This window comes from Paraburkholderia haematera, assembly GCF_905220975.1.
In the GTDB taxonomy this organism is placed as follows: domain Bacteria; phylum Pseudomonadota; class Gammaproteobacteria; order Burkholderiales; family Burkholderiaceae; genus Paraburkholderia; species Paraburkholderia haematera.
Map to the genome: position 1 here is coordinate 1 of NZ_CAJNBK010000030.1, position 23,303 is coordinate 23,303.

Below are 23,303 nucleotides of genomic sequence, written 5' to 3' on the forward strand. Positions count from 1 at the left end.
GACCCGATCAACGTGATCAAGGCCACCGACACGACGCCTGGCGCCGTGATCTCGATGACCGAAATCGTGATCATCGTGGTGGCGTTCCTCGTGATGGGCGGTCTGCTGCTGCTGGTTCACAAGACCAAGCTCGGCCGCGCGATGCGTGCGATTGCTGAAAACCCGGGCGTCGCCAGCCTGATGGGCGTGAACCCGAACTTCGTGATTTCGGCGACCTTCATGATCGGCTCGGCGCTGGCCGCGCTCGCCGGCGTGATGATCGCGTCCGAATACGGTAACGCACACTTCTATATGGGCTTCATCCCAGGTCTGAAGGCCTTTACCGCGGCGGTGCTGGGCGGGATCGGCAATCTCGGCGGGGCGATGGTGGGCGGCGTGCTGCTCGGCCTGATCGAACAGTTGGGGGCCGGCTATATCGGCAACCTGACCGGCGGTGTGTTCGGCAGTAACTATCAGGACGTGTTCGCATTCATCGTGCTGATCGTCGTGCTGGTGTTCCGTCCGTCGGGTCTGCTCGGCGAACGTGTTGCGGATCGCGCTTGATCCCGGGCCATAAGGAGTAAACAGACATGACCTCAATTCAACCGATCGAGCCGTCCACGACGCTCATCCCTGAAAAGAACCTGACGAAGACGCTGACCGTCGGCATCATCACCGCGATCTTCGTGATTGCGGCACCGATGATCATCGGTGCCGCAGGCGGCAACTACTGGGTCCGCGTGCTCGACTTCGCGATGCTGTACGTGATGCTCGCGCTGGGCCTGAACGTGGTGGTCGGCTTCGCCGGCCTGCTGGACTTGGGCTACATCGCGTTCTACGCCATCGGCGCGTACGTTGCGGCACTGTTGAGTTCACCGCACCTGACCTCGCAGTTCGAGTGGATCGCGCACCTGTTCCCGAACGGCCTGCATGCGCCGATCTGGGTCATCGTACCGATCGCCATGGGGCTCGCCGCGACGTTCGGTGTCCTGCTCGGTGCGCCGACGCTGCGTCTGCGTGGCGACTACCTCGCGATCGTGACCTTGGGCTTCGGGGAAATCGTGCGGATCTTCATGAATAACCTCGACCGTCCGGTGAACATCACCAACGGCCCGAAGGGGGTCACGGGGATCGATCCAGTGTCGGTGGGCGGCTTCAGTCTGGCGCAGACGCACACGTTCCTCGGGTTCTCGTTCCCGTCGGTGTACATGTATTACTACCTGTTCGTGTTGTGCGCGCTGTTCGTGATCTGGACCTGTACGCGTTTGCAGCACTCGCGTATCGGCCGTGCATGGGCCGCGATCCGCGAAGACGAAATCGCCGCCAAGGCGATGGGCATCAACACCCGTAACGTGAAGTTGCTGGCCTTCGCGATGGGCGCATCGTTCGGCGGCCTGTCGGGCGCGATGTTCGGTTCGTTCCAGGGCTTCGTGTCGCCGGAATCGTTCACCTTCTGGGAATCGGTCGTGGTGCTGGCGTGCGTGGTGCTGGGCGGTATGGGCCACATCCCCGGCGTGATTCTCGGTGCGGTGCTGCTCGCCGTGTTCCCGGAATTCCTGCGCTCGACGATGGGTCCGCTGCAGAACGCGATCTTCGGCCACGAAATCGTCGATACCGAAGTGATCCGTCAGTTGCTGTACGGCCTCGCGATGGTCGTGATCATGCTGTACCGCTCGGAAGGCCTGTGGCCGTCGCCGAAGCACGAAGACAAGATTGCGAAACTGGCGAAGCGCAGCGGCAAGAAGCCGGTGCGTGCTTAAGGTCCGGGGAGAACTCATATGAGCGATAACGTAAGCAACAACGTGGGCAGCGATCAGATCCGCCTGTCGGTGAAAGGCGTGAACAAGCGCTTCGGCGGCTTGCAGGCATTGTCTGACGTCGGCCTGCAGATCAAGTCGGGCCAGATTTATGGCCTGATCGGTCCGAACGGCGCCGGCAAGACGACCTTCTTCAACGTGATCACGGGTCTGTACACGCCGGATTCGGGCGAGTTCAAGCTCGACGGCACGGAATACACGCCGACCGCTGTGTATCAGGTGGCGAAGGCGGGTATTGCCCGTACGTTCCAGAACATCCGTTTGTTCGGTGGCATGACCGCACTGGAAAACGTGATGGTCGGCCGTCACGTGCGCACGAAGCACGGCTTGCTGGGTGCCGTGTTCCAGACGCCGGCTGAGCGCAAGGAAGAGCGCGAGATCAAGGAACGCGCAGTCGAACTGCTGGAATACGTCGGCATTGCGCAGTACGCGGACTACACGTCGCGCAATCTGTCGTATGGTCACCAGCGTCGTCTGGAAATTGCTCGCGCACTGGCAACGGATCCGAAGCTGCTCGCGCTGGACGAACCGGCGGCCGGCATGAACGCAACGGAAAAGGTCGAACTGACCAAGTTGCTCGACAAGATCCGCAGCGACGGCAAGACGATCCTGCTGATCGAACACGACGTGAAACTGGTGATGGGCCTGTGCAATCAGATGACAGTGCTCGATTACGGCAAGGTGATTGCTCAGGGTCTGCCGCATGATGTGCAGAAGGACCCGAAGGTGATTGAAGCTTATCTGGGTGCGGGGGTCCACTGATGGCTACGGCAATGTTGAAAATCAAGGGCCTGCAGGTCAATTACGGCGGCATCCAGGCAGTCAAGGGTATCGACCTCGAAGTTGCACAGGGCGAACTGGTCACGCTGATCGGCGCGAACGGCGCAGGCAAGACCACGACGATGAAGGCGATCACGGGTCTGAAGCCGTACGCCGCAGGCGACATCGAGTACATGGGCGAGTCGATCAAGGGCATCCCGGCGCACGAACTGCTCAAGCGCGGTCTGGCGATGGTGCCGGAAGGCCGTGGCATTTTCTCGCGCATGTCGATCGTCGAGAACATGCAGATGGGTGCTTATCTGCGTAACGACACGGATGCCATCAAGGCGGACGTCGATCGCATGTTCGGCTTCTTCCCGCGCCTGAAGGAACGCGCGACGCAATATGCGGGCACTTTGTCCGGTGGCGAACAGCAGATGCTGGCGATGGCGCGCGCGATCATCAGCAAGCCTAAGCTGTTGTTGCTGGATGAGCCGTCGATGGGTCTGTCGCCGATCATGGTCGAGAAGATCTTCGAAGTGGTGCGGGCGATTTCCGCTGAAGGCATGACGGTGCTGCTGGTCGAGCAGAACGCGCGTCTCGCGTTGCAGGCGGCGAACCGCGGCTATGTGATGGACTCGGGTCTGGTGACGATGTCCGGCGACGCGAAGCAGATGCTGGATGATCCGAAGGTTCGGGCGGCTTATCTGGGTGAATAAGCCCGGACTAAGTTTGGCTTAGCTGTAAAAAAGGCCGCATGCGCTTCAATCGCGCATGCGGCCTTTCTCTTTTCAGGCGCTTTCCTGACGCCTAAGCAGCCGGCGTCTCCGCCAGTTCGCCAAGGCGTTTGCCGAGACTGATCACGGCATCCGCGCGATAACCGAGCGCCTCATAGAACGCGCGCACGTCGGCCTTCGCGGACAACACCTGCAGGTTCAGCTTCGGGCATCCGCGTTCGGTCAACGCGTTTTCAACCTGCGCGACCAGACGCGTGCCGATACCGTGACGACGCAACGATTCATCCACCGCGAGCGAATACAGCCAGCCTCGGTGCCCGTCGTAGCCACCCATCACCGTGCCGACAATACGCTCGCCGAACACCGCGACAAAGAACAGCTCCGGTTGCGTCGCCAGCTTATTAGCGATCGACAGATGCGGATTGCGCTGCGGCCGCGTCACGTCCCGATACTCGGGGAACGCTTCCTGCCACAGTGCGACCACGGCGTCGGTGTCGCTCACGTCGAAGCGGCGGATCGATAGCGTTGCGGTCGTCGTCATACGCGCTTTCCTGCGTGATTAAAGCGTGTCGAGAATTGAACGCAGCATCGCCATCATCTGGTCGATTTCTTCGTTCGTGACGTTCAGCGCCGGCATGAAGCGCAGCAGGTTCGGGCGCGCGGCGTTCAGCAGCAGGCCGTCGGGCTGCATCACGCGCGCCCTCTCGACGATCTGGTTGCCGATGTCCTTGCCGAGCAGCAGGGCACGCAGCAGACCTTCACCGCGTTCGCCTTCGAAGCCGCGCTCTTCCGACAGTTCGAGCAGCTTCGCGCGCAGATACTCGCCGCGCGCACGCACGCCTTCGAGGAAACCCGGCGCGGTCAGCTGCGAGATCACCGAGTAGCCGACCGCGGTCATCAACGGATTGCCGTTGTACGTGCCACCCTGGTCGCCTGGTTCGAACACGGCGATGTCGGCTTTCGCGAGCAACGCCGCGAGCGGCACACCGCCGCCGATGCCCTTGCCGAGCGTCATGATGTCCGGCTCGATGCCCGACAGTTCGTAGGCGAACAGGGTGCCGGCGCGGCCACAACCGCTTTGCACTTCGTCGACGATCAGCAGCAGGTTGTGCTGTTTGGTCAGCGCGCGCAGTTGCTGCATGAATTCGCGCGTGGCGGGAATCACGCCGCCTTCGCCCTGAATCGGCTCGAGCATCACCGCGACGGTCTTCGCGTTGATGAGCTTTTCAACCGACGCGATGTCGTTCAGATCCGCTTTCGGGAAGCCCGGCACTTGCGGCGCGTAGATCGTGTCCCAGCCCGGCTTGCCGCTTGCGGACATAGTGGCGAGCGTGCGGCCGTGGAAGCTGTGATCGAACGTGATGATTTCGAACGCGCCGTCCCTGAACTTCTTGCCCCACTTGCGCGCGAGCTTGATCGCGCCTTCGTTCGCTTCCGCGCCGCTGTTCGCGAAGAACACTTTGTCGAAACAGCTGTGCTGCGTGAGCAGGCCCGCGAGTTGCGCCATCGGGCCGTTGTAGAAAGCCGGCGACGGATTGAGCAGCAGTTGCGCCTGCTTGTTCAGCGCTTCGATCATGCCGTCGTTGCAATGGCCGAGGCTGTTGACGGCCCAGCCCTGGATGAAGTCCAGATATCGCTTGCCGTTATTGTCGTAGAGCCACGAGCCCTTGCCGTGCGTGAAAACGATTTCGGGCCGGTTGGTGATATACATCAGCGACTCGATCGGGTACTCATTGAAATTCATGACGGCAGGCTCCAGACAGCGGGGTGAAGGATTAATGAGCGGTGGGCCACTTACGAAGCGGCGGCCAGGGGAAAGCGAAAAAGCAAACAAAAAAGCCACGGCATGCCGTGGCTTTCATGATTCGAACTGCTTGCGCCCTTGTGCGGCGCGAATCCGTGACGAAGCCAGCGGCGTCCCTAAGGGAGCGGCGAGCGGCGACGTCGAAGTTCGGACTGGATGCGGTTCATGCGCGAAAGAATACGACAAGGAAAGCGCTGGTGTAAACCATGAATTTGCATTGGACCGATATTTTTGTCCGACGCGCCAACTTGGCTTGAACGCTGATTATGAGATGTTTGGCTGACTAAAATGTGACGGCGCTTGTTTGAGTTGCCCGTCAGGTAGACGGAACGAACCAGGACAAATGACCACCGGAAATGCGAATGGGCGCTCAAGAGAGCGCCCATTCTTAATCAGGAAGCCGGGGGTCCGCCCATCCGAAGATAGCTGCCGACGCTGATCCCGACTTATCGCCAACAATTTTAAAAGCGCAGGAGCCAAAGGTCAATGGAACACCTGACAGATGAAGAAATTACGGCAGTTGCCGCATTGCTTTCGGGCGAACGCCTCGGTACGTTTCAGGCAATGGCGGGGAACACTCGCGCAGCCGTCGCTCTTCATCAGGAGTTGTTGCAGCTTGCTGGCGCACTGATGAGCGTCACTGCTGTGGTCGAAATCGCACTGCGCAACGCGGTGTGCGACAAGCTGACAGAGTATTTCGGTGTTGAGGGTTGGTTGCGTCGGCCACCGGCGCCTTTTGCATGGAAGGACGAGGAGCGTGGCAAGATCGAAGTGGCGGTTCGCAGTGCGCAGCGTGCCTCCTACGCCAAACTGAACTCGTCCGAGAAACGCGCCCTCGATGAGGTGGCGTTCCGTCGCGGCGTGCCGCCGGGGTTGCGTCACGAGTTCAGACTCAACGCGCGGCAAAAAACAATCGCCGTTCGAAGCGGGCAGGTCATCACTCAACTCACGATGTACTTCTGGAAGCGGCTGTTTTCCAGCGACTACGAACAGACCTTATGGAGATCCTCGCTCAAGCGCGTTTTCCCGGACAAGCGGGTTGATCGGTCGGCGATAGCCACGCAATTGGAGCACATCTACCAGACGCGTAATCGCGTTGCGCACCACGAGCCGGTGTATGGCCGAAGGCTTTTCGATACGCTGGCCGCAGTCGATTTTGTCGTTTCAAATCTGGGCGTAGCCGACAGCGATGGATGCACGCCATTGCGCAAAATGCTCCGGCCTGAGCACGCGACGCTAGAAAATCAAGCGCATGCCTTGCAGATCAGAATCGACGCTTTCGTCGGCGCAAATCACACATGCTCAAAGCACGGCCATTTGCACGGCCGCACTTTCAGAACACCGCTTCGCGAGCATCGACGCGTCTGCGCCGATGCCACGCGCGCTCTCAAACCGCGTTCGCCAAATCCGCCGCGCTCGTGAACGAATCCGCGTAGAACTCGTCTTCCGGCAGCGCATGATGCTGGGTGAAATCGCGCTGCGCCGATTCGACCATCACCGGTGCGCCGCACGCGTACACCTGATACGGCGACAGGTCCGGCAGATCTTCGATCACCGCGCGATGCACGAAGCCCACACGGCCCCTCCACGCATCGCCCGCGTCCGGCTCCGACAACACCGGCACGAACTTGAAGTTCGGGATCTCGCGAGCCCATTGCTCGGCGAGTTCGAGCAGATATAGATCCTTCTTGCGGCGCGCGCCCCAGTAAAGCGTCATCGGACGGTTCAGGTTCTTGAACACCGCATGTTCGACGATCGCTTTCAGCGGCGCGAAGCCCGTGCCCGAGGCCAGCAGCACGATCGGCTTGTCCGAATCTTCACGCAGGAAGAAGGTGCCGAGCGGGGCTTCGAAGCGCAGGATGTCGCGCTCCTTGATCGTATTGAAGACGTGATCGGTGAACGCGCCACCGGGCATGTGACGGATGTGCAATTCGATCGGGCCTTCCGCGTGCGGCGCATTCGCCATCGAATAGCTGCGGCGCTTGCCGTCCTTCAGAATGAATTCGAGGTACTGGCCGGCCAGATATTGCAGACGTTCGTTGGCGGGCAACTGCAGCTTCAGCACGACGACGTCGTCGGCTTTGCGCTCGATGGCGTTCACGCGGCACGGCAGTTTCTTGACCTGCACGTCGCCCACGCCGGCCACTTCGCGGATATCCACTTCGAGATCGGAGCATGCCGTCGCGCAGCAGAAGAGGGCCATGCCGCGCGTCTTTTCGTCGTTCGACAAGGCCGACGACGAATGCTGGCGCTGTTCGATCTGACCGCTGACCACGGTGCCTTTGCATGAGCCGCAGGCGCCGTTCTTGCAGCCGTACGGCAGGCCGATGCCCTGGCGCAAGGCCGCGATCAGGACCGGTTCGTCCTGTTCTACCTGAAACTGCCGGCCGCTTTGCCGGAGCGTGACGTTAAATGCCATAGAGTGTTCGAATTCGAAAAGTCGGTAATCGTTATCGGACCCGCGGTGCAACTGTGCGGTACCTGCCGCGCTTGGCGGCTACAATGCGTCCACCATGAAAGCGACACGAAATTTACGCCGTCCGCGCGTGCTGATAGTAGGCTGCGGTGACGTCGGGATGCGCTGCGTGCCCTTGTTGCGGCCACGCGCGCATGTTTTCGCGCTCACCAGCCACGCCGAACGCAGCGCCGAATTGCGCGCCGCGGGGGTCACGCCGCTGGTCGGCGACCTCGACGCGCGCCGCAGCCTGAAACGGCTTGCCGGCCTCGCGCCGACGGTGCTGCATCTCGCACCGCCGCAAAAGACCGGCGACGACGACCGCCGTACCCGTGCCTTGCTCGCTACGCTGAGCGCGCGCCGCGATCGGGCGCTGCGTGCCGCGCGCGGCGCGGTGGCGCCGGTGGGGCGACTGCGCCGCGGGTTACGCAACATGAGTGCCTCGTGGGCGGAATCTGAAGCAGCCAATATTGTACCCGACAGGGTGCGCTGGACCGCCGCTCCGCAGGCACCAGTGAAGCTGGTGTACGCGAGCACAACGGGCGTCTACGGGGATTGCGGCGGCGCATGGATCGACGAGACGCGCGCATCGCAGCCGGCCAATGCGCGCGCAAAACGCCGCGTGTCGGCCGAGCGGCAATTGCGGAGCGCCACGGCGCGAGGCGCGGTCGCCGCAAGCATCGCGCGAATTCCAGGCATCTACGCGAGCAACCGCTTGCCGCTCGCGCGGCTGGAAAAGCGCACCCCGGCCTTGATCGATGCCGACGACGTCTACACCAACCATATCCACGCCGACGACCTCGCCGCGATTCTCGTACGCCTCGCCACGCACGGGCGGCCGGGGCGCGCAATCCACGCATCCGACGATACGACGTTGAAAATGGGAGCGTACTTCGATGTGGTGGCCGATGCGTTCGGCCTTGAACGCGCGCCGCGCATCACGCGTGCCGAAGCAGAGCAGCAGATCGAGGCGACCTTGCTGTCCTTCATGCGTGAATCGAGGCGGCTTGTGAACCGCCGCCTCAAAGCGGAATTGCACGTGCGCCTGCGGTATCCAAGCGTCGAGGATTTTTTCCGCGGGACCCCGTAGGTTCAGGTCAATGCAGGTAACGCCTCCAGCAACAGGAAGCACAGCATTGCACCGATCAGTGCGCCGATCAGGTTCGGATGATATTTGTGCCGTAGCCGCATCATGACCAGCAGTCCGCCGATCAAAACCAGGCCGAGGCACACGAAAGCGATCATCACATTCGAAATTGCGATGGTGTCGTGGATGACCATGGCGCCCCTCCTTGAACCCTTTGTAGTCTTTGTTTAAACGAGTATAGGGCGAGTTGTAAGGGAGAGCATGCTGCGCTGCAGCGCGTAATCGGGTGCCCGCTGGGGCCTATGTGCGGGGGCGCACACGAATATCCTGATGCATCAAGGCTTTAAAAGGGCTCTACCGGTTTACCCGCTCCGTAAAGATCCGAGGTCGGTTTCGTCGAGCCATTGCCACGCCCCTTCAGCGAGTGTCGCAGGCAATGAGAGTCCGCCGATCCGCTCGCGATGCAGCGCTTCGCAACGGTTGCCGGCCGCCGCGATCATCCGTTTGACCTGGTGATATTTGCCTTCCATCACGGTGAGGGCGAGCGCGTGCTCGCCGCGCGCCTGGGCCTCGACGGCGGCGATCGGTTTGGGCTCGCCGTGCAGCAGCACACCGTCGCGCAAAGCGCTCAACTGGGTGTCGTCGATGGGATGGCGCGTGGTGGCGATGTACAGCTTCGGTACTTTGCGTTTCGGTGACGTGAACATGTGAACGAACTTGCCGTCGTCGGAGAGCAGCAGCAAGCCGGTGGTGTCCTGATCGAGGCGGCCCACGCATTGCACGCCGCGCTCGGCGAACTGCGGCGGCAGCAGACTGAACACGCTCAGATGATGCTGCGGGTCGCGCGAACATTCGTAGCCGGCGGGCTTGTTCAGCAGCAGATAGGCGTGCTCGCGATACGGCCAGACGACGCCGTCCACACTGAAGCAGAACGTGCCGTCATGGGTTGGGAAATCGGCGTCGGCATCGGCGCGGACCGAGCCGTCGATGCTCACGCGGCCGTCGCCGATCAGCGCCCGGCATTGGCGGCGCGAGCCGAAACCTTGAGTGAAGAGGATGCTTTCGAGATTCATGGCGAGCGAAGAATAACACCGCAAGAAGCGGAGCGCCGCGCAGCGCCATAGCGGCCACGATGGGCTCTCCCCGTTCCGTCGCAGGAGTTCATCGATGCGCGCCGCTTCCTCTTCCGCTTCATCGTCTTCATCCGCAATCCGTCTGCCGGCCGCATTCCAGCGGCTCGCATGGTCGAATCTGGTCGCGCAATCCGCTGAGCAGATCAGCCTCGCCGCCGCGCCGCTCGTCGCCGTGTTCGCACTCGGCGCCGGCGCGCGCGAGACCGGCCTGTTGCAAACCGCGCAGACGCTGCCGTTCCTGTTGTTGTCGATCCCGTTCGGCGTATGGGCCGACCGCCGCTCGCGCCGCACGTTGATGGCGCTCGCCGAGAGCGTGCGCGTGGTCGCGATGCTGTGCGTGCTGCTGCTCGTGCTGACGCATGCGCTGAGCTTGCCGCTGCTTGCCGCGCTCGGCTTCATCGCCGCGACCGGTACGGTGGCCTACAACGTGGCAGCGCCTTCGCTGGTGCCTTCGATCGTGCCGCGCGAGGCGTACGCCCAGGCGAACGGCCGGCTCGAACTGGCGCGCAGCGTCGCGTATTCGGCGGGCCCGGCGCTTGGCGGGCTGCTGGTCGGCTGGATCGGCGCGGGCTGGGCGTATGGCTGCGCGGCCGGGCTATCGGCGCTGGCCGTCGCCTTGCTCGCGGGGCTGCGCGAACCGCCGCGAGCGGCTGCCGCCCAGCGTCACTTCATGCTGGAACTGCGCGACGGTACGCGCTTCGTGCTGCGCGATGCGTTGCTGCGTCCGATGCTCGCCACCGCGATCTTCTTCAATCTCGGTTTCTTCGTGCTGCAAGCGGTGTATGTGCCGTACGCCGTGCATCGTTTGGGATTGAGCGCGTCGATGGTCGGCGTGACGCTCGGCGCGTACGGCGTCGGCATGGTGTGCGGTGCGCTCGCCGCACCGGCCATCGCGCGGCGCCTCGCGTTCGGCCGCGTGCTGATTATCGGGCCGTCATGCGGTTTGCTCGCCTCGCTCGTGATGGTGGCGACGATCGTCACGCCGTCGTTCTGGCTGGCGATGCTGAGCTTCTTCCTGCTCGGCGCGGGACCGATTCTGTGGGTGGTGGGCTCGACCACGCTGCGTCAGGCGATCACGCCTGAACGGATGATGGGCCGCGTCTCGGCGCTCAACAGCACCGCGACCTTTGGCGCGCGGCCGCTGGGCGCGTTGCTCGGTGCGGCGATCAGCGCGCGCTGGGGGATGGAGGCGTGTCTGGTCGCTGCTGCGGCGGCCTTCCTTGCGCAGGCGTTGATCATCGTCATGTCGCCGGCGGCACGGCTCGCCCGTATTCCCGAGGGCGCCGCGATCGCTCAATGAAAACCGGTTTTCATCGAACGGCTGTGTTGCGTGCCGAAGTGCTCGCGATCGTCAGGGGAAACCCTCAAAAATGAAAATGAATTTTTTTCTACAGGATTTCTATGTAAATATACTTTCATGCATTTTGCTTACACCATCACACCGGCTTGCTCGCATGATCCATCACTCGTCCGTTGCTTCCAACCCCGCCGAGCAGGCCATCGCCGCGCGCATTGCCGCAGCGATGCCGAGCCTCACGCCGATCCATCGGCGCATGGGCGAATACGTGCTGGCGAACCTGTTCCGCGCGGCGACCATGCGGATCGACGAACTGGCGAGCGTGGTCGGTGCGTCGGTGGCAACGGCGAATCGCTTCGCCCGCGCGCTCGGCTTCGACGGCTATCCGCAGTTTCGCGAAGCGCTGGTACGCGGCTTCGAAGCGACGCTCGCCCCCGTCGAGCGGCTGCGTAGCGCGCAGGAATCGCGCGCTTCCGGCAACGATCTGATCGACGCGTCGCTCGGGCAGGCCGCCATCAATCTGCAATCCACTCGCTCGGCGATCGACAGCACGGCCGCCGAGGCCGCCGTGGACGCGATCATCTCCGCGCGTCGCGTCTTCGTGCTTGGCGCGGGTTCGAGCGCGTTCCTCGCGGGCCTGATGGAGCATGGCCTGATGACGTATCACGACAACGTGCAGTCGCTCGCGTTCGTCGGCGGACCGTCGCATGCCGCGCGACGTTTGTTCGCTTCGAATGAAGGCGATCTGGTGATCGGGATCGCGTTTCCACGTTACGTCGAAGACACGATCGAACTCGCGCGGCGCGCGGCAAGCCGCGGGGCACGCGTGCTTGCGCTGACCGACGGTCCGCACTCGCCGCTCGCGCAATTCGCCGATCTTTCGCTCTATATCCGTTCCGAGCGGCGGCTCGCGGCCAATGCCGATTCGGCCGTACTGGCCGTGATCGAAGCGCTGTGCGACTCGGTCGCCTACCGGGCGAAACGTTCGGTGCAGGCCGCCGCCGAAGTCAGCGAATTCGTGCTGCCGTGGCTCACCGATCCGCAAGCCGCTGCCGTTGGCTCAAGCGTGCAGTCCCTGAGCGTTTCTACTCGTACCCCCCGCACGACCAAAGCCAAAAAATGAACACCAACGCAGTCATCGCCATTCATGGCGGGGCAGGCACGATCCTGCGCGCATCGATGTCGGCCAGCGCCGAAGCCGACTATCAGGCTGCCTTGCATGCCGTGCTGAGCGCCGGACAGCGCGTCCTCGCCGACGGCGGCAGTGCGCTCGACGCCGTCAGCGAGGCCGTGCGCCTGCTCGAAGACTGCCCGCTCTTCAACGCCGGACGTGGCGCGGTTTACACGGCGGCCGGCACGCATGAACTCGACGCGGCCATCATGGACGGCAGCACGCTCGACGCGGGCGCGGTCTGCTGCGTGAAGCGCGTACGCAATCCGATTCTGGCGGCGCGCCGTGTACTGGAGCACAGTGAACACGTGCTGTTTACGGGCGAAGGTGCGGAAGCCTTCGCGGCCGCGCAGGGTCTCGAATTCGTTGAGCCTGATTATTTCCATACCGAAGCGCGCTATCGCCAATGGCAACTCGCGCGCGGTCAGCAGCGCGCCATGCTCGATCACGACGGCGCGACGCTGGTCTCGAACAATGACGATCCCACGCCGCACGAGCCGATCGATCCGAATCGCAAGTTCGGCACCGTGGGCGCGGTCGCGCTCGATCAGCATGGCCACGTAGCCGCTGCGACCTCGACGGGTGGCGTTACCAACAAGCAGGTCGGCCGGGTCGGCGATACGCCGCTGATCGGCGCGGGCTGCTATGCGGACGACGCAACCTGCGCGGTCTCGACCACCGGCTCCGGCGAGATGTTCATGCGCATGGTGGCTGCGTACGACGTCGCGGCGCAGATGGCGTACCGCAATGTCTCGCTCGAAGAAGCGGCGCACGACGTGGTGATGAACCGTTTGCCGAAGATCGATGGACGCGGCGGTCTGGTCGCCGTCGATGCGCGCGGCAACGTCACGCTGCCGTTCAATACCGAGGGCATGTACCGCGGATTCGCACGGATCGGCGAAACGCCGGTGACGGCGATCTATCGCTAACGCGCGCTCGTTGCGGTCCCGCTGCGCTGTCGCTTGAATTTTCGTTTGAATTACCGTTAGATCTGGCGGCAAGCGTCAAGGCGTGATGATCGCGACGGCGCTGTCGTGCAAGCCCGCGCTGTTGATCGCCGATCAGCCGGCCACCGCGCTCGACGTCACGCGCGAGGCGCAGAGGGTAGCCCGGCGAGCGCGGCCATCCCCCATGATTACGCTTCGATAAAACGCTGCCCCCTCTGGGACAGGTCTCGCGAGGACGCGGTACTCTCTGGCATTCCAGAGGTACCGTCTTTCTCACTTAGCGGAGTACAGCATGGGTAAGCAGACTATCGCGGATTATCTGGCCAGAACACTGGCGGCAGCAGACGTCGAACGGATCTGGGGCGTGACCGGCGACAGCCTGAACGGCCTGTCGGATAGCTTGCAACGGCTCGGTTCGATTCGCTGGATGCATACGCGCCACGAAGAGGTCGCGGCCTTCGCCGCCGGCGCCGATGCCGCCGCTACCGGCAAGCTCGCCGTCTGCGCGGGCAGTTGCGGTCCAGGCAACCTGCATCTGATCAACGGCCTGTACGACTGTCATCGCAATCATCAGCCCGTGCTCGCGATCGCCGCGCACATTCCCTCCTCGGAGATCGGCCTCGGTTACTTCCAGGAAACCCACCCGCAGGAGTTGTTCAAGGAGTGCAGCCACTACGCCGAGCTGGTGACGAACCCGTCGCAGTTCCCACGCGTGCTGGCGCGTGCGATGCGCACCGCGATCGAAGAGCGTGGCGTCGCGGTAATCGTGCTGCCCGGCGATGTCGCGCTCGACGAAGCACCGGACGAAACGCCGGCGTGGGCCGGTACGCTCGAACGCTCGACGGTGGTGCCCTCCGGCGCGGATCTCGACCGGCTCGCCGATATGCTGAATCAGGCCGGCGGCGTGACGCTGCTGTGCGGCAGCGGCTGCGCGGACGCGCACGACGAAGTGGTGGCCTTCGCCGGCCAGCTTGGCGCGCCCACCGTGCATGCATTGCGCGGCAAGCAATACGTGGAGTGGGACAACCCGTTCGATGTCGGCATGACTGGGCTGATCGGCTTCAGCTCCGGTTATCACGCGATGATGTCGTGCGACACGCTCGTGATGCTCGGCACCGATTTCCCGTATCGCAACTTCTATCCGTCGCATGGCAACGTGGTGCAGATCGATCGCCGCGGCTCCGCGCTCGGCAAGCGCGCGCCGTTGAAGCTGGGCCTCGTTGGCGACGTCAAGGCGACCTTGCAGGCACTGCTCCCGATGATCGATCGCAAGACCGATCGGCGCTTCCTCGAGAACGCCCGCAAGCACTACGCCGATACGCGCAAGGGCCTCGACGATCTCGCCCGCCCGTCTGATCCGGGGCGCGCGATTCATCCGCAATATCTGACCAGCATCATCGACAAAGTGGCGAACGAAGACGCCGTGTTTTCCGCCGACGTCGGCACGCCGACACTTTGGGCCGCGCGTTATCTGACGATGAATGGCAAGCGCAGTCTGCATGGCTCGTTCAATCACGGCTCGATGGCCAATGCGATGCCGCAGGCGCTGGGCGCGCAAGCGGCGCACCCGCAGCGCCAGGTGATTTCGCTATCGGGCGACGGCGGTTTGTCGATGTTGCTCGGCGATCTGCTCACCGCGCGCCAACTGAATCTGCCGATCAAGGTGGTTGTGTTCAACAACAGCACGCTCGGCTTTGTCGCGATGGAGATGAAGGCGGGTGGCTACCTCGAAAGCGGCACCGATCTCGTCTCCACCGACTTCGCGGCGATTGCGCGCGGCGCGGGCATCTACGGGGCGAGGATCGAATTGTCGGAAAACATCGAGCCCGCGTTGCGCGAGGCATTCGCGCATCCTGGGCCCGCAGTGATCGATGTGGTGACGGCGAAGCACGAGCTCGCGTTGCCGCCGAAGATTCAATGGGCGCAAGCGAAGGGGTTCAGCCTGTATATGTTGCGAGCGGTGCTCAATGGCCGCGGCGACGAGGTCGTTGAATTGGCGACGACGAACCTGCGGTGAGGAGCGTTGGAGCCGTAGCGGGTTAGCGCTTCAGTTCCGCCTTGGTGTTTGAGTGTGCCTGGATGCTTGATTGCGCTTAGGCGCCAGAGCCTTTGCTTTCAGCAGCGTATGCGCGACAAGTCTCGCGCATACGCATCAAGTCGGACCTTGCTTACTGTTGCCGGCTCCACTCCCGCGCCGCGCGATCGATCACGTCTGCGACTGCGCCAGCATGCGACACCGGTGCGAGATGGCTTGATGACATCGACACGACTCTTGCATTCATCCGCTCGGCCATGAATTTTTCGACTTCGGGCGACACCGCGCGATCCCGGGTCGTCACCACATACCACGATGGCTTCTCTTTCCACGCGACGTGATTGACGGTTTCGTTGAATGCCGTCGCGGCGATCGGAACTTGCGCGGCGGACAGAACGCGGGTGAGGTTTTCGGGCACGTCTGCGGCGAGGTCGGCGTGGTATTTCGTGCGGTCGACCCAGAGGAAACCGCTGGAGTCCGCGATGATGCCTTGGGCCGCGGGCATCGGCGCCGCGCGTTTCATAAGATCTGCCGTGGACTCATGCAGATCCGGCGCAATCGCCGCGATGTACACGAGACCTGCAACGTTCGGCGCGTTCGCGCCCGCTTCGGTGATCACGACGCCACCCCACGAGTGGCCCACCAGGATGGTCGGGCCCTGCTGGCGCGCAAGGACGCGGCGGGTGGCCGCGACATCGTCCGCGAGCGACGTGAGCGGGTTCTGTACCGAACTCACGTGATATCCCTTCTGCTGCAACTTCGCGACGACACCGTTCCAGCTCGACCCGTCGACGAAAGCGCCATGAACCAGCACGACGTTGCGCACGGGGCCTGTCATTGGCGCCGTGGGTGGTTTGGGCGCGCTTGCCATTGGGGTGGCGGGTGCGGCGGGTGTGGGGGCGGTGGCGGCAGGCGGCGCGGGGACCACGGCCGGCGCGGCGGACGGCGGGGCCGGTGCTTCAGGTGCGCTTGACTCCATGCCGGGCATGTCCGCCGGTTCGGCCGCGGGTTCCGCCGCGGGCGCCGCGGTTTGCGCGAGGGCGCCGGCCCCAGCGAAGCAGAGACACATAGCAGCGGCGCAAAGCAGGCGTTTGGGCGACATGTTGAATCTCCGAAGGCGGAAACCTCGACTAGGGCAACATACAGAAGCACCACGCCAGTGACAATCACTATCCTCGCCGTTAAGTGCGGCGCAGAACCAAGCGCGGGTTGGTCCCAGTATTTAGCTAATATCGGCCGCGGTAAAATTTCAGGTTCTGCCGGGGCAGACCATAAGTCTGATCGGGTGATCGATATCCATACACTGGGGCGCAATTTTGAATAGTGCACAGCAGCAAGATGGCCTGAAGCGCGGGCTTAAGAATCGCCACATCCAGCTGATTGCGCTGGGCGGGGCAATTGGAACCGGCTTGTTTCTCGGCTCCGCTAGCGTGTTGAAAGCAGCCGGCCCGTCGATGATTCTCGGCTACGCGATCGGCGGCATCATCGCCTTCATGATCATGCGGCAGCTCGGCGAAATGGTCGCGCAGGAGCCGGTGGCCGGTTCGTTCAGCCACTTCGCCTACAAGTATTGGGGAGACTTTCCCGGCTTTCTGTCCGGCTGGAATTACTGGGTGCTGTATGTGCTCGTGAGCATGGCCGAGCTGACCGCGGTCGGCACCTACGTACATTACTGGTGGCCGGGGGTGCCCACGTGGGTCTCGGCACTGGTGTGCTTCGCCATCATCAATGCGATCAATCTCGCCAACGTGAAAGCGTACGGCGAAACCGAATTCTGGTTTGCGATCATCAAGGTGGTGGCGGTGATCGGCATGATCCTGTTCGGCGGCTACCTGCTGATCAGCGGCCATGGTGGGCCGCAAGCTTCGATCACCAATCTCTGGGCCGACGGCGGCTTTTTCCCGCACGGTTTTCATGGCCTGTTCACGATGCTCGCGGTCATCATGTTCTCGTTCGGTGGCCTCGAGTTGATCGGCATTACCGCCGCGGAAGCGGCCGACCCGCAGAAGAGCATTCCGAAGGCCGTGAATCAGGTGATCTACCGGATTCTGATTTTCTACATCTGCTCGCTGGCGGTGCTGCTTTCGTTGTACCCGTGGAGTCAGGTAGCGGCCGGCGGCAGCCCGTTCGTGATGATCTTCTCGCAGATCGGCTCGACGCTGACCGCGAACGTGCTCAACGTGGTGGTCCTGACCGCGGCGCTCTCCGTGTACAACAGCGGCGTGTATGCGAATAGCCGCATGCTCTACGGTCTCGCGGAACAGGGTAACGCGCCGCGCGCGCTGATGAAGGTCGACCGGCGCGGTGTGCCGTATATGGCGATCGGTTTGTCGGCGCTCGCCACGTTCACGTGCGTGATCATCAACTATCTGATTCCGGCCGAAGCGCTCGGTTTGCTGATGGCGCTGGTGGTGGCCGCGCTCGTGCTGAACTGGGCGCTGATCAGCCTGACGCACCTGAAGTCGCGCAAGGCGATGGTGGCAGCGGGTGAAACGCTCGTGTTCAAGTCGTTCTGGTTCCCGGTCAGCAACTGGATCTGCCTCGCCTTCATGGCGCTGATCCTCGTGATTCTGGCAATGACGCCGGGCCTCTCGGTCTCGGTGTGGCTCGTGCCCGCATGGCTGGTCGCGATGTGGGCCGGCTATGTGTTCAAGCGGCGGCGTGCGGCGATGCATGGCGGTGCGCGGATGGCAGGGCAGTAGGGCATGTTGGCGGCGTGGGTGCCAAGGCATTCACGTGCTTTTGGCTGGCCATTCTGTCAAGCGCTCGAGTCGTGCATTCGGTTCGTCGACGCCGATCATCGTGGCCGTCCAGGCCCCGAAGCCCGCACCTGCCAACGTCAATGCGACGACGGCGCCGCCCGCAATGGCGAGCTCCGCGGGAGGGTACACCCGTGCCACGAGGCCGGGAAGCGCGCCGGTCGCAGCGCCGAGCGCCACGCCGCGTTCGAGCGAGTGCACGACGTCGCTGCTTTGCAGCAAGGATGCCTCGGGTCACTGTTCGAGTGCGACACGGTGATTCGCGAGGACATGGATATGTCGCGATGTGATCCGCGCCGGCAGCAAGTCGTCGTCCGCACGTCGCACACGTGAACAGACCCTAAACACCCGGCGCCCTTGGGAGACGGCCGCCTCGGCAACCCATGCTGGAGGCGGCCGTTTTGCATTGCATCGCGGCAAGTGACTCCTCCATTCGCGCGATCCGTATATGGGGTGCGCTTCCCCCTGGCGCTGCCTTGCACGATGCAAAGGAGAGGACTACCTTTGCTTTAGGGCCGCTTGCAATTCACAGCGAAGCGGTTTTGGCAGAAGTGCCGGCGCAGGCAGTACGAAGTCCGGCAAGGCGGCACTTCTGCCAGGAGCCTTTTTTGTTAGCGGCTCCAGCGAATGACGCGCGGCGAGGTGGACTATGGCGCTTGCGATTGCCCTGAGCCTGATCATCGTATTGGCGGTAGGGTTTCACTTTGCCAGTCCCTGGTGGATAACGCCGATCGCCTCGAACTGGGTGCGCATGGACGACATGCTGACGATCACGCTCGTCATCACCGGCGCGCTCTTCATCGCGATCAACCTGTTCATCGTGATCGCACTGGTGCGCTACCGCCACCGCAAGGGTCATCGCGCTGCTTACGAGCCGCACAACAAGCGGCTGGAATGGTGGTTGATCGGCCTGACCACTGTCGGCGTGGCAGCGTTGCTGGCACCGGGGCTCTTCGTCTACGCAGACTTCGTACGGCCGCCGCCCAACGTACTGCAGATGGAAGTGCTCGGCCAGCAATGGCAATGGCGCTTCCGCTTTGCCGGCCCCGGGGGCAAGCTGGGCACGACGGACGTGCGCTACGTCAGCAACGACAACCCCTTCGGCCTGAACCCCGGCGACCCCAACGGCCGTGACAACTACCTGATCGAGACGCCCGAGCTACACCTGCCGCTCAACCGGCCGATCCAGGTCCTGACACGGTCGCTCGACGTGCTGCACGACTTCTACGTACCGCCGTTCCGTGCGCGCATGAACATGGTGCCCGGCATGGTGACGACCTTCTGGTTCACGCCGACCAAGGCAGGGCGTTACGACATCCTGTGCGCGCAGCTTTGCGGTATCGGGCACTCCAACATGCGCGGCGTGGTGGTGGTGGAAGACGAAGCATCGTTCTCGCGCTGGCTCGCGCAGCAGAGCACGTTCGCGCAGCGGCAGCAGGCCAGGGTGCAGGCCGCACCCGCCGCTGCAGGCGGCAGCGCCCAGGCGCTCGCTGACCAGGGCAAGACGCTCGCAGGGGCCAAGGGCTGCTTCGCCTGCCATACCGTGGACGGCAGTCCGCGTGTGGGCCCCACCTGGAAGGGCCTGTACGGCAAGACCGAAACGATGGCCGACGGCAGTACCGCGAAGGTGGACGAAGCCTATCTGCGCGCCTTTATCCGTAACCCGAAGGCCCGCGTCGTGGAGGGCTTCGCACCCATCATGCCGACCTTCGACCTGAGCGAGCAGGAGCTGACCGCGCTGGTGGCCTACATCGAATCGCAAGGCGGCCCGGCCGCCATCAGCGCAGCCAAACCCTAGCGGAGCAGACGCAATGCCCTACGCGCACACCAACCACGCCCAGCAAAGCTTCTGGACCCGCTATGTCTGGAGCCAGGACCACAAGGTCATCGCGGTGCAGTATTCGCTGACGGCCATCGCCATCGGCCTGGTCGGCCTTGTGCTGTCGGACCTGATGCGGTTGCAGCTCGGCTTTCCGGGCAAGTTCAGTTTCATCGACGCCAACCACTACTACCAGTTCGTCACCATGCACGGGATGATCATGGTGATCTACCTGCTGACGGCGCTGTTTCTGGGCGGCTTCGGCAATTACCTGATCCCGCTGATGCTGGGCGCGCGCGACATGGTGTTCCCGTTTCTCAACATGCTGAGCTACTGGGTCTACCTGCTGGCCGTGCTGGTGCTGGTGGCGAGCTTCTTCGTGCCAGGCGGGCCGACCGGCGCGGGCTGGACGCTGTATCCACCCCAGGCCATCCTGCCGGGCACGCCGGGCGCGGAATGGGGCATCGTGTTGATGCTGGTGTCGCTGGCGATCTTCATTGTCGCGGCAACGATGGGCGGTTTGAATTACGTCACCACCACGCTGCAGGCGCGTACGCGCGGCATGACGCTCATGCGCATGCCGCTCACGGTGTGGGGCATCTTCATCGCGACCATCCTGGCACTGCTGGCGTTTCCGGCGCTGTTCGTGTCGGCGGTGATGATGCTACTCGACAGGACACTCGGCACCAGTTTCTTCATACCGGCCGTGGTGTCGATGGGGCAGCCGCTCAAGCATGCCGGCGGCAGCCCGCTGCTGTTCCAGCACCTGTTCTGGTTCTTCGGGCATCCGGAGGTCTACATCGTCGCGCTGCCGGCCTTTGGCATTGCGTCGGACCTCATCAGCACGCACGCGCGCAAGAGCATCTTCGGCTACAAGATGATGGTGTGGGCCATCATCGTCATCGGTGCGCTGAGCTTCGTGGTCTGGGCGCACCACATGTTCATCGCCGGCATGAATCCGTACTTCGGCTTCTTCTTTGCCACCACCACGCTCATCATCGCCATCCCGACTGCCCTCAAGGTCTACAACTGGGTGCTGACGCTGTGGCGCGGCGATATCCACCTGACCGTGCCGATGCTGTTTGCCATCGGATTCATCAGCACTTTCGTCCTGGGTGGGCTGACCGGGCTCTTTCTCGGCAACGTGAGCGTGGACATTCCGCTGTCGAATACGTACTTCGTGGTGGCGCACTTCCATATGGTGATGGCCGTGTCGCCGATCCTGGTGGTGTTTGGCGGCATCTACCACTGGTATCCGAAGGTGACGGGCCGCATGCTCAACGACACGCTCGGGCGCGCGCACTTCTGGGTCACCTTCCTCGGCACCTATGCGATCTACTTCCCGATGCACTATCTCGGCATCCTGGGCATGCCGCGGCGGTATTACGCGTATGAGGGCTACAGCTTCATTCCATCTTCGGCGCAGACACTCAACACGTTCATCACCGTCATTGCGCTGATCGTTGCAGTGGCGCAGTTGCTGTTCCTGTACAACCTGGCGTGGAGCCTGGTGCGCGGCAAGCGTGCCGACAGCAACCCTTGGCGGGCCACCACGCTGGAATGGCAGACGCCGCAAACGCCGCCAGTGCATGGCAACTGGGGCGCCGTACTGCCCGTCGTTTACCGCGGGGCCTACGAATACAGCCCGCCGGGGCAGGAGGAAGACTTCGTCCCGCAAAACCAGCCGCCTGCGACGGCGCCTGAACCGGCCGCCCACCCGACGCTTCAACCCGGCGAGGCACGCGAATGACCACATTGCCCCGCTCCTTCGTTCCTGACACGCCACCTGTCTCGCCGAATGCGAGCCGCATCGGCCTGATCGTCTTCATGGCGGTGGCAACGGCATTGTTTTCACTGCTGCTGTTCGCCTATGCAATGCGTATGCGCGAGCCCGACTGGCAGCCGATCCCGCATCCGGCGCTGCTGTGGTGGAACACCGGCGCGCTGGTGCTGGCAAGCATTGCCATGCAGCGTGCCCGGCAGATTACCTTACACCGCGCGGTGTGGCTGGTGTCCAGCGGTGTGCTGGCGGCCGTGTTCGTGATCGGACAACTGACCGTCTGGCGCACGCTGTCGGCGGCCGGGGAGACCGTCACCGTCAATCCTTCCAATAGCTTCCTCTACCTGCTCACCGGCCTGCACGGGTTGCATGTGCTGGGCGGGCTGGTGGCCTGGGCCGTGACGATCGCGCTTCTCCAGCGAGCGGACCCCTTCCGAGCCCACCGCGCCATCGCGCTTTGCGCCATCTACTGGCATTTCCTGCTGGCCGTCTGGCTCGTGCTGCTGGCGGCGATGTGGTGGATCACCCCTGAGTTCGTCGCCGCCATCTGCGGGCCGCCGTATGGAGCCGCGCCATGACTACGCCCACGCTCCCCACCGAATCCGCTGCCACCACTGCCACCACGCCCACCGACGCCGGGCCTGACGGCTGGCGCGGCATCGTCACGGACTGGTCGGCCGACCGCGAAGCCTTCAAGGTGCCGTGGGGCAAGGCGATGATGTGGATCTTCCTGCTATCGGACACCTTCATCTTCAGCAGTTTCCTGATCGGCTACATGACGGTGCGCATGTCGACCACGGTGCCGTGGCCGGACACTTCCAAGGTGTTCGGGCTCACTGTGGGCGGCGTGGATGTGCCCTTGCTGCTGATCGCCATCATGACGTTCACCCTGATCACCAGCAGCGGCACCATGGCGATGGCCGTCAACTTTGGCTACCGCCGCAACGCAAAGCGCGCCGCCGTACTGTTGCTGGCGACCGCGCTGCTGGGCGCGACCTTCGTGTCGATGCAGGCCTTCGAATGGACCAAGCTGATCGTCCATGAAGGTATCCGCCCGTGGGGCAACCCGGTGGGCGCGGCGCAGTTTGGCGCGTGCTTCTTCATGATCACCGGGTTCCACGGCTTTCACGTTAGCTGCGGTGTGATCTACCTGCTGCTGATCGCACGCAAGATCCTGCAGCCGGGGTTCACCGAGCACGGCAACTTCCAGATCGTCGAGATTGCCGGCTTGTACTGGCACTTCGTCGACCTGGTGTGGGTGTTCATCTTTGCGCTGTTCTATTTGTGGTGAGGCAGACCATGGACCACACCGATCCCGCCCATCGACCCGACGCCGCGCACGGCCAGCAGCATCCGATCGGCATCTATCTGAAGATCTGGGCCCTGCTGTTCGTACTGAGCACGATGTCGTACATGGTGGATTACTTTCACGTGCAGGGCGTGCTGCGCTGGACGCTGATCGTCGTGTTGATGATCGCCAAGGCCGGGCTGATCGTGTCGATTTTCATGCACATGATGTGGGAGCGGCTGGCGCTGGTGTACGCCATCCTGATACCGCCCTTGGGCCTGCTGGTGCTGATGGTGCTGATGGCTGCCGAAGCGCATCACACCTTCGGCATGCGGGAACTCTTCTTCCACTGATGGAGATGCGGAGTTAATGAAGTCGAAGGCCATAGAACGCAGCAGCGGGGTTCATGGATCTATCTGCATGGGGTGTGCGTGGA

The 23,303-nt window shown here is 63.1% G+C and carries 22 protein-coding genes and 2 pseudogenes; 17 read left to right on the top strand and 7 right to left on the bottom strand.

Going from position 1 to position 23,303, the window contains the following annotated elements; genetic code table 11:
- The 4 genes from KHO23_RS30570 to KHO23_RS30585 form a co-directional block, all read left to right on the top strand.
- Positions 1 to 543, top strand: a 543-nt coding sequence (locus tag KHO23_RS30570) for a branched-chain amino acid ABC transporter permease (RefSeq protein WP_211616165.1), incomplete at its 5' end; no start/stop codon positions are given.
- Between the two features lie 26 nt (positions 544 to 569).
- Positions 570 to 1,739: an ABC transporter permease subunit gene (locus KHO23_RS30575; protein WP_211616167.1), complete on the top strand. Its 1,170-nt coding sequence runs from the start codon at positions 570 to 572 to the stop codon at positions 1,737 to 1,739.
- An 18-nt stretch (positions 1,740 to 1,757) separates the two neighbouring features.
- Positions 1,758 to 2,558, top strand: coding sequence for an ABC transporter ATP-binding protein (locus KHO23_RS30580; RefSeq protein ID WP_211616169.1), 801 nt, complete (start codon positions 1,758 to 1,760; stop codon positions 2,556 to 2,558).
- On the top strand, positions 2,558 to 3,274 hold the full coding sequence (locus KHO23_RS30585; protein ID WP_211616171.1) for an ABC transporter ATP-binding protein: 717 nt from the start codon (positions 2,558 to 2,560) through the stop codon (positions 3,272 to 3,274). Before KHO23_RS30580 ends, KHO23_RS30585 begins: the two co-directional genes overlap by 1 nt.
- A gap of 91 nt (positions 3,275 to 3,365) precedes the next feature.
- Here KHO23_RS30585 and KHO23_RS30590 read toward each other — a convergent pair whose 3' ends face one another.
- The gene (locus KHO23_RS30590) at positions 3,366 to 3,833 is read right to left on the bottom strand and encodes a GNAT family acetyltransferase (protein ID WP_211616173.1); all 468 of its coding nucleotides are present in this window, start codon (positions 3,831 to 3,833) and stop codon (positions 3,366 to 3,368) included.
- An 18-nt stretch (positions 3,834 to 3,851) separates the two neighbouring features.
- Complete coding sequence (locus KHO23_RS30595; protein WP_211616175.1) at positions 3,852 to 5,036, bottom strand: acetylornithine transaminase; 1,185 nt, start codon at positions 5,034 to 5,036, stop codon at positions 3,852 to 3,854.
- Positions 5,037 to 5,582: 546 nt separating this feature from the next.
- Here KHO23_RS30595 and KHO23_RS30600 point away from each other — a divergent pair.
- Positions 5,583 to 6,518 carry a hypothetical protein gene (locus KHO23_RS30600; protein WP_211616177.1) on the top strand — a complete coding sequence of 312 codons (936 nt, stop codon included), beginning with the start codon at positions 5,583 to 5,585 and terminating at the stop codon, positions 6,516 to 6,518.
- On the opposite strand, the gene KHO23_RS30605 is transcribed toward KHO23_RS30600, so the two are convergent.
- A complete protein-coding gene (locus tag KHO23_RS30605) occupies positions 6,484 to 7,515 on the bottom strand; it encodes a CDP-6-deoxy-delta-3,4-glucoseen reductase (protein ID WP_211616179.1) in 1,032 nt (343 codons plus the stop codon). The genes KHO23_RS30600 and KHO23_RS30605 overlap by 35 nt on opposite strands.
- Positions 7,516 to 7,609: 94 nt before the next feature.
- Between KHO23_RS30605 and KHO23_RS30610 the strand changes: the two genes are divergently transcribed.
- A complete protein-coding gene (locus KHO23_RS30610; protein WP_211616181.1) occupies positions 7,610 to 8,641 on the top strand; it encodes an NAD-dependent epimerase/dehydratase family protein in 1,032 nt (343 codons plus the stop codon).
- A gap of 2 nt (positions 8,642 to 8,643) precedes the next feature.
- On the opposite strand, the gene KHO23_RS30615 is transcribed toward KHO23_RS30610, so the two are convergent.
- Both KHO23_RS30615 and KHO23_RS30620 read right to left on the bottom strand, forming a co-directional pair.
- On the bottom strand, positions 8,644 to 8,832 hold the full coding sequence (locus tag KHO23_RS30615) for a hypothetical protein (protein ID WP_211616183.1): 189 nt from the start codon (positions 8,830 to 8,832) through the stop codon (positions 8,644 to 8,646).
- A gap of 168 nt (positions 8,833 to 9,000) precedes the next feature.
- Positions 9,001 to 9,711 carry a pseudouridine synthase gene (locus KHO23_RS30620; RefSeq protein ID WP_211616185.1) on the bottom strand — a complete coding sequence of 237 codons (711 nt, stop codon included), beginning with the start codon at positions 9,709 to 9,711 and terminating at the stop codon, positions 9,001 to 9,003.
- Positions 9,712 to 9,805: 94 nt separating this feature from the next.
- Between KHO23_RS30620 and KHO23_RS30625 the strand changes: the two genes are divergently transcribed.
- The 5 genes and pseudogenes from KHO23_RS30625 to poxB all read left to right on the top strand — a co-directional run bounded on the left by KHO23_RS30625 (position 9,806) and on the right by poxB (position 15,203).
- Complete coding sequence (locus tag KHO23_RS30625) at positions 9,806 to 11,071, top strand: MFS transporter (RefSeq protein WP_211616187.1); 1,266 nt, start codon at positions 9,806 to 9,808, stop codon at positions 11,069 to 11,071.
- A 154-nt stretch (positions 11,072 to 11,225) separates the two neighbouring features.
- Positions 11,226 to 12,191 carry a MurR/RpiR family transcriptional regulator gene (locus KHO23_RS30630; protein ID WP_211616189.1) on the top strand — a complete coding sequence of 322 codons (966 nt, stop codon included), beginning with the start codon at positions 11,226 to 11,228 and terminating at the stop codon, positions 12,189 to 12,191.
- The gene (locus KHO23_RS30635) at positions 12,188 to 13,168 is read left to right on the top strand and encodes an isoaspartyl peptidase/L-asparaginase family protein (protein WP_211616191.1); all 981 of its coding nucleotides are present in this window, start codon (positions 12,188 to 12,190) and stop codon (positions 13,166 to 13,168) included. The genes KHO23_RS30630 and KHO23_RS30635 overlap by 4 nt, the downstream gene beginning before the upstream one ends.
- Before the next feature lie 61 nt (positions 13,169 to 13,229).
- Positions 13,230 to 13,340 (top strand): annotated as a pseudogene (locus KHO23_RS30640) (ABC transporter ATP-binding protein); the annotation flags it as partial.
- 138 nt (positions 13,341 to 13,478) lie between these two features.
- On the top strand, positions 13,479 to 15,203 hold the full coding sequence (gene poxB, locus KHO23_RS30645) for a ubiquinone-dependent pyruvate dehydrogenase (RefSeq protein WP_211616193.1): 1,725 nt from the start codon (positions 13,479 to 13,481) through the stop codon (positions 15,201 to 15,203).
- A 151-nt stretch (positions 15,204 to 15,354) separates the two neighbouring features.
- Here the strand turns inward: poxB and KHO23_RS30650 are convergent, their stop codons facing one another.
- A complete protein-coding gene (locus KHO23_RS30650; protein WP_211616195.1) occupies positions 15,355 to 16,323 on the bottom strand; it encodes an alpha/beta fold hydrolase in 969 nt (322 codons plus the stop codon).
- Positions 16,324 to 16,537: 214 nt separating this feature from the next.
- Here KHO23_RS30650 and KHO23_RS30655 point away from each other — a divergent pair, with 214 nt between their 5' ends.
- On the top strand, positions 16,538 to 17,923 hold the full coding sequence (locus KHO23_RS30655) for an amino acid permease (RefSeq protein ID WP_211616197.1): 1,386 nt from the start codon (positions 16,538 to 16,540) through the stop codon (positions 17,921 to 17,923).
- 51 nt (positions 17,924 to 17,974) lie between these two features.
- On the opposite strand, the pseudogene KHO23_RS35590 reads toward KHO23_RS30655, so the two are convergent.
- A pseudogene (locus tag KHO23_RS35590) lies at positions 17,975 to 18,328 on the bottom strand (hypothetical protein); the annotation flags it as partial.
- A 301-nt stretch (positions 18,329 to 18,629) separates the two neighbouring features.
- Between KHO23_RS35590 and KHO23_RS30665 the strand changes: the two are divergent.
- The 5 genes from KHO23_RS30665 to KHO23_RS30685 are packed head-to-tail and all read left to right on the top strand — an operon-like array spanning position 18,630 to position 23,220.
- On the top strand, positions 18,630 to 19,778 hold the full coding sequence (locus tag KHO23_RS30665) for a c-type cytochrome (protein WP_211616199.1): 1,149 nt from the start codon (positions 18,630 to 18,632) through the stop codon (positions 19,776 to 19,778).
- A 13-nt stretch (positions 19,779 to 19,791) separates the two neighbouring features.
- Complete coding sequence (gene ctaD / locus KHO23_RS30670; RefSeq protein WP_211616201.1) at positions 19,792 to 21,549, top strand: cytochrome c oxidase subunit I; 1,758 nt, start codon at positions 19,792 to 19,794, stop codon at positions 21,547 to 21,549.
- Entirely contained in the window at positions 21,546 to 22,157 is a 612-nt protein-coding gene (locus KHO23_RS30675; protein ID WP_211616203.1) for a cytochrome c oxidase subunit 3 family protein, read from the top strand. Before ctaD ends, KHO23_RS30675 begins: the two co-directional genes overlap by 4 nt.
- Positions 22,154 to 22,870 carry a heme-copper oxidase subunit III family protein gene (locus KHO23_RS30680; protein WP_211616205.1) on the top strand — a complete coding sequence of 239 codons (717 nt, stop codon included), beginning with the start codon at positions 22,154 to 22,156 and terminating at the stop codon, positions 22,868 to 22,870. The genes KHO23_RS30675 and KHO23_RS30680 overlap by 4 nt, the downstream gene beginning before the upstream one ends.
- An 8-nt stretch (positions 22,871 to 22,878) precedes the next feature.
- Positions 22,879 to 23,220, top strand: a complete 342-nt coding sequence (locus KHO23_RS30685) for a cytochrome C oxidase subunit IV family protein (protein WP_211616207.1) — start codon at positions 22,879 to 22,881, stop codon at positions 23,218 to 23,220.
- Positions 23,221 to 23,303 lie beyond the last annotated feature (83 nt).